We start from the raw sequence: 12165 nt of genomic DNA on the forward strand, positions 1-12165 counted from the left end.
AGACTGGGCCCCGCGGCCCGCGAATCCCCGGCGGCGGAGGTCGGGCGCGTATCCCGGCCGGCTCGGAGCCGCGCCCCACGTTTCCCCACTGCGAGGATGCCGCAATATCTTGTAGGTAGGACAAGAGCCTTCACCTATTTGTAGTGAGCATCCCGATATCCTCAACGCATTCTGAAGGTTAAACTTGACCGACCCATCGGCCGGTGCTCTATTGGTGGGGTGGAGTGGAGGAAAATGGGGACCGGTGGGGGCCGCGGCACGGCCTCGGATCACGACCTGCGGAAGTAAATCAACGTGTTCCTCGGGACCTACGAGCACAACCTGGACGATAAGGGGCGCGTCAACCTGCCGGCGCGCTACCGGGAGATCCTCTCGGCCCAGGGGGAAAGTCGGCTGATCGTCACCACGAACGTGGATCCGGCCGGACGCTGCCTGGTGGCCTACCCGCCCAAGGAGTGGCAGGCCTTCCAGGAACGCATCGCGGGCCTGCCGCAGTTCGACGAGAACGTGATCCGACTGAAGCGCCTCCACATCGCCGGCGCGGCCGAGTGCACCCCCGATCGGCAGGGGCGGATCCTGATTCCGCCCACGCTCCGGGAGTACGCCGCCCTCGGAGGCGCGCTGATCTTCGCCGGACTCGGCAACAGCATCGAGCTCTGGGGGAAGGCGCACTGGGAGGAGGAACGTCAGCGGGCGAAGGAAGCGCTCCCCGAGATCAACGACGCCCTGGCGCGGCTCGGGCTATGAGCGAGACCTACCGCCACACCTCGGTGCTCCTCGAGGAGACGCTCGACCTCTTGCGCGTGGTGCCCGGCGGCACGTATTGCGACGCCACGCTCGGCGGAAGCGGCCACGCGCGGGCCATCCTCGAACGCTCGGCCCCGGACGGGCGGCTCGTCGGCATCGACCGCGACCCGGCCGCGCTGGCGCACGGGCGACAGGCGCTCGCCTCCTTTGGCGAGCGGGTGGTGCTCGAGCAGGGGAACTTCGCCGACGTGGTGCAGATCCTGCGCCACCTCGGCCTGAGCCCCGTGGACGGCCTGCTCGTGGACCTCGGCGTCTCGTCGCACCAGCTCGACACGGCCGACCGGGGGTTCAGCTTCAGCGCCGAGGGGCCGCTCGACATGCGCATGGACCCCACGCAGGGCCCGTCAGCGGCGGAGCTCATCGCCACGCTCTCCGAGGCGGAGCTCGCGCGCGTGATTCGAAACTTCGGCGAGGAGCCCGCCAGCCGGCGCATCGCGCGGGCCATCAAGCGCGCTCAACTGGGCCAGGCGCTCGGCAGCACGCGCGAGCTCGCGCGCGTCGTCGCCGGTGCGGTAGGGGGGGAGAAGCGCGGTCGCATCCACCCCGCGACGCGCACCTTCATGGCGCTGCGCATGGCGGTCAACGACGAGCTCGGCTGCCTCGAGCGCTTCCTCGAGACCTTCACCGAAGCGGTGCGCCCCGGAGGGCGGGTGGCGGTGATCGCGTTCCACTCGCTCGAGGACCGGGCCGTGAAGCGGCGGTTCGGCGCGCTCGCCAGCACCTGCGTCTGCCCGCCGGGCCTACCCATCTGCGCCTGCGGGCGGGTCCCCGAGGTCACGCTGGTCGCCCGCAAGGCGGTGCAGGCCTCCGAGAGCGAGGTGAACGAGAACCCTCGGGCGCGGAGCGCCCGGTTGCGCGTGGTGGAGCGACGATGAAGCTCGTGCGCGGCATGTTGCGAGAAGGGACGCGGCGAAGGCTCCTCGGCCTGATGGCGGTGCTGCTGGTCGTCGGGACGGGCGCGTCCGTGGCGCAGGTGTGGACCAACCTTCGCGCGATCGAGCTCGGCTACAAGATCTCCGAGGCCACGCGGCGGCACGGCCAGCTCGTCGAGACGAATCGGCGGCTACGGATCGAGATCGCGGTGCTCAAGGATCCGGCGCGTATCGCGCGTCTGGCAGGGGAGGAGCTGGGGTTGCGACCGCCCGAACCGGAGCAGATCCGTCGCCTTCGCAAACCCGGCGGCGGGGGACTGCCGTCGCCCGGACGCCCGTCGCTCTCCGGGCGCGGGACAGAGCACCCGACGGGAGGTCCCCTGGCGAGCCGCGTTCCATGAAGCAGGAGACGAGCCTGCCCGCGACGGGCGAGCGCGCCGATGACGGCGCAGCCCCGGTACCCTTCAGCCTGCGCTGGCACCGGGTGCGGATCGGCATCACGGTCCTGCTCACGCTCGGCGCGTTCGCGCTCGTCGGGCGGCGAGCCTACCGGCTGCAAGTCGAAGAGACCGGACGGCTGCGCGGCATGGCCGAGCAGCAGTACCTGAAGGAGATCGAGCTCCCTCCGCGACGCGGGACGATCCTGGACCGGCACGGGGCGCCGCTCGCGGTGAGCGTCGACGTGGACTCGATTTACGCCAACCCGCGCATGGTGGGCGAGCAGGCGCCGGTGGTGGCGAAGAAGCTGGCCGAGCTCCTCGAGCTTCCCACGAGCACGGTGGCGACGCAGCTCGCGTCCCCGCGCTTCTTCGCCTGGATCAAGCGCCGCGTCCCGCCGCAGGTTGCGAAGCGGGTCCGCGAGGCGAAGCTGCGCGGCGTGTTCCTCACCCAGGAGAGCCGACGCTACTACCCTAACCACGGGCTGGGGAGCACGGTGGTCGGCTTCGCGGGCGCCGACGCGCGCGGCCTCGAGGGGGTGGAGCTGGCCTACGACGCCTGGCTGCGGGGCAGCCGGCTGCGCGTGGCGGGGCTGCGCGACGCGCTCGGTCGTCGCGTCTTCTCGGAGGGGACCACCGAGCAGTCCACGGGGGGCCACGACGTGGTGCTCACGCTGGACAAGCTGATCCAGTTCGAGACCGAGCGCGCGCTCGCGGTGGCGGTGAAGGACGTGCGCCCGAACACGGGGTGGGTCGCGGCCGTGGTGATGGACCCGGCGACGGGGGACCTGCTGGCCATGAGCAGCATGCCCTCGTACGACCCGAATCGCTACGCGCAGGCGAAGCCCGGCGAGCGGCGTAACCGCACCGTGGCCGACGCCTTCGAGCCCGGCTCGACGATGAAGGCCTTCAGCCTCACGAGCGTGGTCCAGGCGGGGCTGACGCGCGAGGAGGAGCGCATCCACTGCGAGAACGGCCGCTACCGCGTGGGCCGCTACACGATCCACGACGCGCATCCGCACGGGATCCTCTCGATGGCCGAGGTGTTCCAGAAGTCCTCGAACATCGGCACGGCCAAGCTGGCCTTCCGCCTGGGCAAGCAGCGGCTCTACGACGCGCTCAAGGGCTTCGGCTTCGGCGAGCGGACCGGCCTCGACCTCCCTGGCGAGCGGGTGGGGATCCTGCGCCCCCCCACGCGCTGGGCCAACATCACGCTGACCAACGTGGCGTTCGGGCAGGGGGTCACCACCACGATGCTGCACCTCGCGCGAGCGCTCTCGGCGCTGGGCAACGACGGCAAGCTGATGCGACCCCGGCTGGTGACGCGCATCCGCCACGGCAAGGGGCACACGGTGCGCGAGTTCCCCGTCGAGGGACGGCAGATCCTGGCCCCCGCGGTGGCGCAGCGCATGCGTCGCATCATGGTGGGGGTCACCGAGAAGGGCGGCACCGGGACCGACGCGGCGCTCGAGCGCTACACCGTCGCCGGCAAGACGGGGACGGCGCAGAAGGTGGACCCCGTCACGGGGACCTACTCCTCGGACCGCTGGGTCTCGTCGTTCATGGGGCTCGTTCCCGCGTCCAGGCCACGCCTGGCCATCGTGGTCGTGATCAACGAGCCGGCCGGGGTCAAGCACTACGGCGGCGAGGTGGCGGGGCCGGTCTTCAAACAGATCGCGCAGCAGGCCCTCCACTACCTGGGCGTGCAACCCGACAAGGACGCCGCGGTGGCGAAGAAGGACCGGTCGAAGGATCCGGCGAAGCAGAAGCCGACCGCGAAGGAGGCGCCGACGCCGGAGGGGCCCGCCGAGGAGGAGAGCGACTCCCCGGAGGGGGCGGCGGAGGGCCCACAGGTCACGGTGCCGGACTTCACCGGGTTGAGCCTGGCGGAGACGATCCGCCTGGCGCGGCAGAGCGGGCTGCGCCTCGAGGTACGCGGCGGGGGCAGGGCCACGGCGCAGAGCCCGGGACCCGGTCCGGCGCCCCGACAGACGGTCTGTCGCGTTTCCTTCCGGCCGCCGGGGTAGTAAGAAGAGGAAGGAAGCGCCCCGATGTCTGAACGCCCAGCCGCCACCCGCACGCTCGGCTCGCTGCTCCCCGAATGGACGGCGGCGGGGGCGCCTTTTGCGCAGCTGCCCATCTCGGGCGTCACCGACGACTCGCGCGCCGTGAAGCCGGGGCATTGCTTCGTCGCGCTCAAGGGGCTGACGGTGGACGGGCACGCCTTCGCCGAGGCCGCGGTGGCCGCCGGCGCGGTGGCGGTCGTCGCGTCGCGCCCCCTCGAGCTCGGCGTGCCGTGCGTCGTGGTCCAGGACCCGGCGCGGGCGCTCGGGCTCGCGGCGAGTCGCCTCCTCGGAGAGCCGGCGCGCAAGCTGACCCTCGTCGGCATCACGGGGACGAACGGCAAGACCACCACGACGTATCTGCTCGAGGCGATCCTGGCCGCGGCGGGCCGGCGACCCGGCGTGGTGGGGACGGTGAGCTACCGCTTCGGCGGCACGGTCGAGCCGGCCCCCTTCACGACGCCGACTCCCGTCGCGCTCCACGGCGTCCTCGGGCGCATGGTCGAGGCCGGCTGCACCGACGCGGTGATGGAGGTGTCGTCGCACGCGCTCGACCTCGGTCGCGTCTGGGGGTGCGAGTTCCAGGTGGCCGCCTTCACGCACCTGACCCAGGACCATCTGGACCTGCACGGCAACATGGAGGCCTATCTGGCCGCGAAGGCGCTCCTCTTCCGCAGACACCTGCGCGCCGGAGGCACGGCGGTGGTGAACGTGGACGGCGGCGGCGCCGAGAGCATCGTGCGCGAGGTACGGAGCCGCGCGGACGTGACGCTCCTCCGCTGCAGCACGCGCGGGGCTGAGGCCGAGGCGACGCTCGAGGACCTGCGCTACGACGTGGACGGCCTGTCGGCGCGCCTGGTCGTGCGGGGCACATCGGTCCCGCTGAGATCCCCCCTCGTCGGCACGTACAACGCGGAGAACGTGCTGCTCGCGGCGGCGTGCGCGCAGGCGCTCGGCGTCTCGCTCGAGACGATCGCGCGCGGGGTCGCCGCGCTGAAGGGCGTCCCCGGGCGACTCGAACGCGTCGAGGGAGCCCCGGGCTTCGCGATCCTCGTGGACTACGCGCACACGCCGGACGCCCTCGAGCGCGCGATGGCCGTGCTGCGCCCGCTCTGCGCGGGGCGCCTGATCGTCGTCTTCGGCTGCGGCGGAGACCGCGACCGCACCAAGCGCCCGCTCATGGGCCGAGCCGCCGCGCGCGACGCCGACCTCGCCGTCGTGACCTCCGACAACCCGCGCACCGAGGACCCGCTGGCGATCGTCGAGGAGGTCCTCGGCGGCGTGCGCCGCGAACCGATCCCGGCGCTCTCCTCGCTCGAGGGGAGGCGCGGCTATCTCGTCGAGCCGGACCGCCGCAAGGCCATCTTCGCCGCGGTGACCGCGGCGCGTGAGGGCGACATCGTGCTCATCGCCGGCAAGGGGCACGAGGACTACCAGATCCTCGGCAAGCAGAAGATCCACTTCGACGACCGGGAAGAGGCCCGCGAGGCCTTGAAGGCGCGATGAGCTGCATTCGCTTCACGCTCGCCGAGGCGGCGCGCAGCTGCGGGGGGACCCTCGTGGGGGCCGAGGGGCGCGAGGGAGAGACCTTCCGGGGTCTCTCCACCGACACCCGCTCACTCGAGCGCGGGCAGGCCTTTGTCGCGCTCGTCGGCGACCGCTTCGACGGGCACGACTACCTGCCGCGGGCGGTCGAGCTGGGCGCCGCGCTGCTGGTCGTCGAGAAGGAGGTCGCGCCGCCGTCGCACGCTCCCGTCCCGCTGCTGCGCGTCGCGAACACGCGCCTCGCGCTGGGTTCCCTGGCGCGCGCCTGGCGCGACGCGGTGGGCCGCACGGTGGTGGCGATCACCGGCTCGATGGGCAAGACGACCACCAAGGAGCTGACGCGGCAGGTCGTCGCCACCCTCGGCGCGACCCAGGCCACGGCCGGCAACCTGAACAACGACATCGGCCTGCCGCTGACCCTCTGCGGCCTGGAGCAGGAGACGCGCTACCTGGTCGTGGAGCTCGGGATGAACGCCCCGGGCGAGATCGCGTACCTCACGGGCCTCTGCCGCCCCGACGTCGCGGTCGTGACCAATGTGGCTCCCGTGCACGTGGAAGGGCTCGGCAGCCTCGAGGCGATCGGCCGCGAGAAGGGGGCCATCTTCGGCGGTCTCACGGCGTCGGAGGGAGCCCGGCCGGAGTGGGCCATCCTCCCCGCCGGAGAGGGCCTGCTCACCGCGTCGGTAGCGAGCGTCCCGCGCGCGCGCCAGCTCCGCTTCGGCACCGCGACCGAGGCCGACGTGCGCCTGGTCTCGACGGAGAGCGCGGGCGTGGCGGGGACCCGGGTTGCGCTCGAGGTGCGGGGGGAGCGCCTCGAGTTCCTGCTCCCACTCGCCGGGCGGCACAACGCGCTGAACGCTGCTGCCGCAGCCGCGGTCGGAGTCGCCCTCGGCGCGCCGACGGAGGCCATCGGTCGCGCGCTGGCCGAGGCGCCGCGGCTCCACCACCGGTCGGTGCTCGCCCGCATCGGCCCGTGGCAGGTCCTCGACGACTGCTACAACGCGAACCCGGAGGCGATGAAGGCCGCGCTCGGGACCTTGGCCGAGCTGGCACAAGAAGCGCCGGCCTTCGCCGTGCTCGGCGAAATGCGCGAGCTCGGGGACGAGGCCGAGGCGTTCCATCACGAGGTGGGACGTCACGCCGCCGGGTGCGGGCTCGCGGGCCTCGTGACCGTCGGGCCCCGCGCCCACGCCCTCGCGGAAGGGGCGCGCCAGGCCGGCATGCCCGCCGCGCGCATCGTGGAGGCGGCCGACGCGGAGGAGGCGGCCCGCGTCGTGACCGAACGCCTCTCCCCGAACGGGTGGCTCCTCGTGAAGGCATCCCGTGGCGCCCAGCTCGAACGCGTGATCGACGCCCTCCGCCGCACCGTCGGCGAAGACGTCGTCGCCCCATCGTAGTAGGACGAAGAGAGACCGCGCGCGCATGCTGCTGCACCTGCTCTATCCGCTTCGTCGCTTCCGGGGGCTGAGCTGGCTCAACGTCGTGCGCTATCCGTCGACGCGCATCATCGCCTCGACGCTGACCGCGATGCTCATGAGCTTTCTCCTCGGGCCGTGGTTCATCCGCAAGCTCCAGTCGCGCCAGATCGGCCAGACGATCCGCGAGGACGGGCCCCAGACGCACAAGAAGAAGGCCGGCACCCCCACCATGGGCGGGAGCCTCATCCTCCTCTCGCTCGTCATTCCGACCTTCCTCTGGTGCGACCTGCACGACCGGCTGGTCTGGCTCACCCTGGCGGTCACGGTGGGCTACGGCGCGATCGGCTTTCTCGACGACTCGCTGAAGCTCCGCTTCAAGAACAGCAAGGGCCTCCCCGGCAAGCTCAAGATGCTCGGCCAGTTCGTGATCGGCGGCGCCGCGGTGGCCTACATGATCTACGGCGACGCGCTCCCCGAGGCCGTGCGGCTGCGCTTCGCCCTGCCGTTCGTCAACTTCGACCGGCACCCGCTCGTGCTCCCCGCCGCGCTCTACTTCGTCCTCGGCCTGATCGTGGTGGTGGGCAGCTCGAACGCGGTGAACCTCACCGACGGGCTGGACGGCCTCGCCATCGGTCCGGTGATCATCTGCGCCGCGACCTTCCTCGTCCTCTCCTACGCGGCGGGCACCGTGCTCGACAAGTTCAACATCGCCGACTACCTCAACATCCCCCACATCGCCGGCGCCTCGGAGCTGGCCATCTACTGCGGCGCGATGGTCGGCTCGGGGGTGGGCTTCCTCTGGTACAACACCTACCCGGCCTCGGTCTTCATGGGAGACGTGGGGTCGCTCTCCCTCGGCGGCGGCCTCGGCATGCTGGCCCTGCTCACCAAGAACGAGCTGGTCTGGGTCGTGCTCGGCGGGGTCTTCGTCCTCGAGGCCGTCTCCGTGATGGTGCAGGTGCTGTCGTTCAAGCTCACCGGGAAGCGCGTCTTCAAGATGGCCCCGATCCACCACCACTTCGAGCTCAAGGGGTGGGCCGAGCCCAAGGTGATCGTCCGCTTCTGGATCATCTCGATCATGCTGGCCCTCGTCGCGCTGGCGACGCTCAAGCTGAGGTAGCGTCATGGAGCTCACGGGTAAACGCGTGCTCGTCGTCGGTCTCGGCCGCTCCGGCACGGCTGCCGCACGCCTCTGCGCGAGGAGGGGCGCCCGGGTCACGGTCACCGACCAGCGGAGCGAGGGGGCGCTCTCCGACGCGGTCGCCGCGCTCGGCGGCTGCGCCACGCTCGAGCTCGGCGGACACCGCGAAGCGAGCTTCACGGGAGCCGAGCTGATCGTGCTCAGCCCCGGGGTCCCGCCCATCCCCGAGCTCGAGGCCGCGCGCCGCGCCGGAGTCCCCGTGATCGGCGAGATCGAGCTCGCCTATCGCTTCGTCCGCGGCCGCGTGGTGGCCATCACCGGCACGAACGGCAAGTCCACCACCACGAGCCTCCTCGGCGCCATGGCGGAGGCCTCCGGCGCCCCCACCTTCTGCGGCGGCAACCTCGGGCAGCCGTTCTGCGAGGCCGTGGACACGCCGGCGGCAGGTCCGGACGGGCTGCTCGTCCTCGAGCTCTCGAGCTTCCAGCTCGAGACGGTGGAGACCTTCCACGCCCGGGTGGCGCTCCTCCTGAACCTCACCGAGGACCACCTGGACCGCTACGCCACCTTCGCCGAGTACCAGGCCGCGAAGGCCCGCATCTTCGAGCGCCAGACGGCGACCGACTTCGCGGTGGTGAACGGCGCGCCGGACCAGGAGCTCTGCCGCACGCTCGCCCGCGCCTCGAGGGCCCAGCTCCTGACCTTCCGCCTCGACGACGGGCGGGAACCCGGCGCCTGGCCCGAGGAGGACGCGCTCTGCGTGCGGCTCCCCCGGGGAGAGGTCGAACGCTACCCGCGCTCGCTCCTCGCCCTCGCGGGGCAGCACAACCTGCAGAACGCGCTCGCGGCGCTGCTCGGCGCGCGGCTCGCCGGGGTGCCGGCCGACGCGTGCACCCGGGCGCTCGAGACCTTCCGCGGGCTGCCGCACCGCATGCAGCTCGTCGGGGAGACCCGCGGCGTGCGCTACTACAACGACTCGAAGGCCACGAACGTGGGCTCGGTCATCGGCTCGCTCACCGGCTTCGAGCGGCCCGTGGTCCTCATCGCCGGCGGCAAGGACAAAGGGGGGGACTACGCCCCGCTCGTCCCCGTGCTCGCGGAGGTCTGCCGGCACGCCGTGCTCATCGGCGCCGCGGCGCCGCTCATCGAGCGCACCCTGGCCGGGCACCTCCCCTTGCACCACGCGGGGACACTCCCCGAGGCGGTACGCCTCGCCGCGAGCCTGGCCCGGACCGGCGACGCGGTGATCCTGTCGCCGGCCTGCTCGAGCTACGACATGTTCACGAACTACGAGGAGCGGGGACGCGTCTTCGCCTCCGCCGTGGCGGCCCTTCCCGACTGATTTTCCACCGCGCTCGCGTAGCGAAAAATTCGCCTCCGTCCCTCGGTGCCGCCAAGATGGGCTCGATGGGAAATCGGCGCATCTCCCCCACGCGCGCACTGCTCCAGCGGGCCGGTGACCGCCTGCGCGGCCTCCGCCTGCCCAGGCTCCGTCTGCCCGCGCTTCGCCTGCCGCCCCTGCGCCTCCCCTGGCAGAAGGCGCCGTCGGTGCTCACCGCGGCCCCCCCCGAGGGCGCCCCGCGAGGGCTCGACCTGGTGCTCCTCGGCGCGGCCCTCCTCCTGGTCTGTTTCGGCGCGGTGATGGTCTACAGCTCGAGCGCGCTCTTCGCCTCGGCCAACTACGGCAACGGGACGTACTTCCTGCGCCGCCACCTGATCTACGCCTTCGCCGGACTGGTGGCGCTCTACGCCGGCTGGCGCATCGACTACCGGCGCTACGCCCGCTGGGTCTACCCCATCCTCGGGCTCAGCCTCCTGTCGTTGCTCCTCGTCGTGATCCCGGGGATCGGCACGCGCGTGGACGGCGCCGTGCGGTGGTTTCGCCTCGGGGGCATCTCGGTCCAGCCCTCCGAGCCGGCCAAGATCGCGCTCGTGATCTACCTCGCCTACTCGCTGGCGAAGAAGCGCGCGACGATGCGCATCTTCTCGGTCGGCTTTCTACCCCACCTCTGCGTGGCCGGGATGATGGCGCTCCTCATCCTCAAGCAGCCCGACCTGGGGAGCGCGGGGATCCTGGTGCTCGTGACCCTGCTCCTGCTTTTCGTGGCCGGCACCAAGCTCTCGTACCTGCTCATCTCGCTGCTCGTCTGCGCCCCGGTGGTCTACCAGCTCATCGTCGGCACCCCGTGGCGCATGCGACGCCTGCTCGCCTTTCTCGACCCGTGGGCCTACCGCCAGGACGCGGGCTATCAGGTGAGCGAGTCGCTCATCAGCGTCGGCTCCGGGGGGCTCTTCGGACTCGGGCTCGGCGACGGCAAGCAGAAGCTGTTCTTTCTCCCCGCGGCGCACACGGACTTCATCTTCGCCATCACGGGCGAGGAGCTCGGGCTCCTCGGCGTCCTCGGCGTGATCCTCGCCTTCCTGGTCATCCTGTGGCGCGGCGTCCGCGCGGCCGTGGGCGCCGCCGACCTCTTCGGCACCTACCTGGCCTTCGGCATCACGGCCATCTTCTCGCTGCAGGCGCTCCTGCACATGACGGTGGTGCTCGGCATGGTGCCCACCAAGGGGATCACGCTCCCGCTCGTGAGCTACGGCGGGTCGGCCCTGGTCGTGGCCATGTACGGCATGGGGATCCTGCTCAACGTGGCGGCCCGACACCCCGCCCCGGTCGCGGAGCCTTCACCCGCACAGCCGTCGAGCGCTCGCGGCAGCTCCAACCGTCGTCGTCCGCAGCGCGTCGTCGTCGCCGATGGGGGTTGACCCGGAAGGAGGGAGTCCGCCCTTGCGGGTGGCGATCGCGGGGGGCGGGACCGGGGGGCACGTCTTCCCCGCGCTCGCCGTGGCCGAGGAGCTCCTGGCCCGCGCTCCCGGCAGCGAGGTGCTCTTCGTGGGCAGCTCCGGGGGACTCGAGGAGCGCCTGATCCCGGCGCACGGCTACCGCCTCGAGCTGCTGAAGGTCGGCAAGCTGAAGGGAGCGAGCTCGGTCGTCCGGATGCGCACGCTGGCCGGGCTTCCCGGCGCGCTCGCGCGAGCGCTCGGCATCCTGCGACGCTTCGACCCGCAGGTGCTGGTCGGCGTGGGGGGCTTCGCCTCGGGGCCCATGGCTCTGGCCGCGTGGCTCCGCCACTGTCCCGTGGTGCTCCTCGAGCAGAACGCCATCCCGGGGCTGACCAACCGCGTCCTGGCGCGGCTCGCGAGCCGCGTGGTGGTCAGCTTCGCCGAGGCCACGGCACGCTTTCCCCGAGGCAGGGCCGTGCTCCTCGGCAATCCGCTCCGGCGCCCCCTCGTCGCGGCGCTCGCGCGCTCGGGTCCGCCCCACGGCGCGCCGCGCAGCCTGCTCGTGCTCGGCGGGAGCCAGGGGGCCCGCCGCGTCAACGAGCTGATGGTCGCCGCTGCGCCGGCCATCTTCCGGGTCCACCCGGGGCTCCGCCTGGTGCATCAGACCGGGGCCGCTGACGAGACCTGGGTCGCCGAGCGCTACCGAGAGGCGAAGCTCTCGGTCGAGGTGCGCCCCTTCATCGACGACGTCGCCGCCGCCTACCGCGAGGCAAATCTGGTAATCAGTCGCGCGGGGGCCACGACCTGCGCCGAGCTCTGCCTCGCCGGCAAGCCGGCGCTGCTCGTCCCCTACCCCTTCGCCGCCGACGACCACCAGCGCGCCAACGCCCGCGCGCTCGAGAGCACCGGCGGCGCCCTGGTCCTGTCGCAGCAGGAGCTCGAGCCGGCGCAGCTCGCGGACGAAGTGATCCGCCTCTTCAGCGACCCGCAGCTCCTTCTGCGGATGGGCGCGGCCCTGCGCACCGCCGCCCGGCCCGACGCGGCGGCCCGCGTGGTGGCCCTCCTCGAGGAGCTGGTCTATCATCCCGCGCCATGATGCGCGGA

The 12165-nt window shown here is 72.1% G+C and carries 10 protein-coding genes; all 10 read left to right on the forward strand.

Features of this window, described 5'->3' with window-relative positions; all coding sequences use genetic code 11:
* Window positions 1–294: 294 nt before the first annotated feature.
* Window positions 295–747, forward strand: a complete 453-nt coding sequence (gene mraZ, locus IT371_03350) for a division/cell wall cluster transcriptional repressor MraZ (protein ID MCC6746667.1) — start codon at window positions 295–297, stop codon at window positions 745–747.
* Window positions 744–1682, forward strand: a complete 939-nt coding sequence (gene rsmH, locus IT371_03355; protein MCC6746668.1) for a 16S rRNA (cytosine(1402)-N(4))-methyltransferase RsmH — start codon at window positions 744–746, stop codon at window positions 1680–1682. The genes mraZ and rsmH overlap by 4 nt, the downstream gene beginning before the upstream one ends.
* Window positions 1679–2080 carry a cell division protein FtsL gene (locus tag IT371_03360; protein MCC6746669.1) on the forward strand — a complete coding sequence of 134 codons (402 nt, stop codon included), beginning with the start codon at window positions 1679–1681 and terminating at the stop codon, window positions 2078–2080. The genes rsmH and IT371_03360 overlap by 4 nt, the downstream gene beginning before the upstream one ends.
* Window positions 2077–4143: a transpeptidase family protein gene (locus tag IT371_03365; protein ID MCC6746670.1), complete on the forward strand. Its 2067-nt coding sequence runs from the start codon at window positions 2077–2079 to the stop codon at window positions 4141–4143. The genes IT371_03360 and IT371_03365 overlap by 4 nt, the downstream gene beginning before the upstream one ends.
* A 24-nt stretch (window positions 4144–4167) precedes the next feature.
* Window positions 4168–5685, forward strand: a complete 1518-nt coding sequence (locus IT371_03370; protein MCC6746671.1) for a UDP-N-acetylmuramoyl-L-alanyl-D-glutamate--2,6-diaminopimelate ligase — start codon at window positions 4168–4170, stop codon at window positions 5683–5685.
* Entirely contained in the window at window positions 5682–7121 is a 1440-nt protein-coding gene (locus tag IT371_03375) for a UDP-N-acetylmuramoyl-tripeptide--D-alanyl-D-alanine ligase (GenBank protein MCC6746672.1), read from the forward strand. The genes IT371_03370 and IT371_03375 overlap by 4 nt, the downstream gene beginning before the upstream one ends.
* Window positions 7122–7146: 25 nt before the next feature.
* Entirely contained in the window at window positions 7147–8262 is a 1116-nt protein-coding gene (locus IT371_03380) for a phospho-N-acetylmuramoyl-pentapeptide-transferase (GenBank protein MCC6746673.1), read from the forward strand.
* Between the two features lie 4 nt (window positions 8263–8266).
* Window positions 8267–9625, forward strand: coding sequence for a UDP-N-acetylmuramoyl-L-alanine--D-glutamate ligase (gene murD / locus IT371_03385; GenBank protein ID MCC6746674.1), 1359 nt, complete (start codon window positions 8267–8269; stop codon window positions 9623–9625).
* A 65-nt stretch (window positions 9626–9690) separates the two neighbouring features.
* A complete protein-coding gene (ftsW, locus tag IT371_03390; GenBank protein ID MCC6746675.1) occupies window positions 9691–11043 on the forward strand; it encodes a putative lipid II flippase FtsW in 1353 nt (450 codons plus the stop codon).
* Window positions 11044–11065: 22 nt separating this feature from the next.
* Window positions 11066–12157 carry an undecaprenyldiphospho-muramoylpentapeptide beta-N-acetylglucosaminyltransferase gene (murG, locus tag IT371_03395; GenBank protein MCC6746676.1) on the forward strand — a complete coding sequence of 364 codons (1092 nt, stop codon included), beginning with the start codon at window positions 11066–11068 and terminating at the stop codon, window positions 12155–12157.
* Window positions 12158–12165 lie beyond the last annotated feature (8 nt).

The sequence above is a fragment of the Deltaproteobacteria bacterium genome, assembly GCA_020848905.1.
GTDB lineage: Bacteria > Myxococcota_A > Polyangia.

Excerpts from the sequence above, each read along its gene's own strand:
- rsmH (MCC6746668.1), top strand. The coding sequence starts at position 744 with ATGAGCGAGACCTACCGCCACACCTCGGTGCTCCTCGAGGAGACGCTC.
- IT371_03360 (MCC6746669.1), top strand. The coding sequence starts at position 1,679 with ATGAAGCTCGTGCGCGGCATGTTGCGAGAAGGGACGCGGCGAAGGCTC.
- IT371_03365 (MCC6746670.1), top strand. The coding sequence starts at position 2,077 with ATGAAGCAGGAGACGAGCCTGCCCGCGACGGGCGAGCGCGCCGATGAC.
- IT371_03370 (MCC6746671.1), top strand. The coding sequence starts at position 4,168 with ATGTCTGAACGCCCAGCCGCCACCCGCACGCTCGGCTCGCTGCTCCCC.
- IT371_03375 (MCC6746672.1), top strand. The coding sequence starts at position 5,682 with ATGAGCTGCATTCGCTTCACGCTCGCCGAGGCGGCGCGCAGCTGCGGG.
- IT371_03380 (MCC6746673.1), top strand. The coding sequence starts at position 7,147 with ATGCTGCTGCACCTGCTCTATCCGCTTCGTCGCTTCCGGGGGCTGAGC.
- murD (MCC6746674.1), top strand. The coding sequence starts at position 8,267 with ATGGAGCTCACGGGTAAACGCGTGCTCGTCGTCGGTCTCGGCCGCTCC.
- ftsW (MCC6746675.1), top strand. The coding sequence starts at position 9,691 with ATGGGAAATCGGCGCATCTCCCCCACGCGCGCACTGCTCCAGCGGGCC.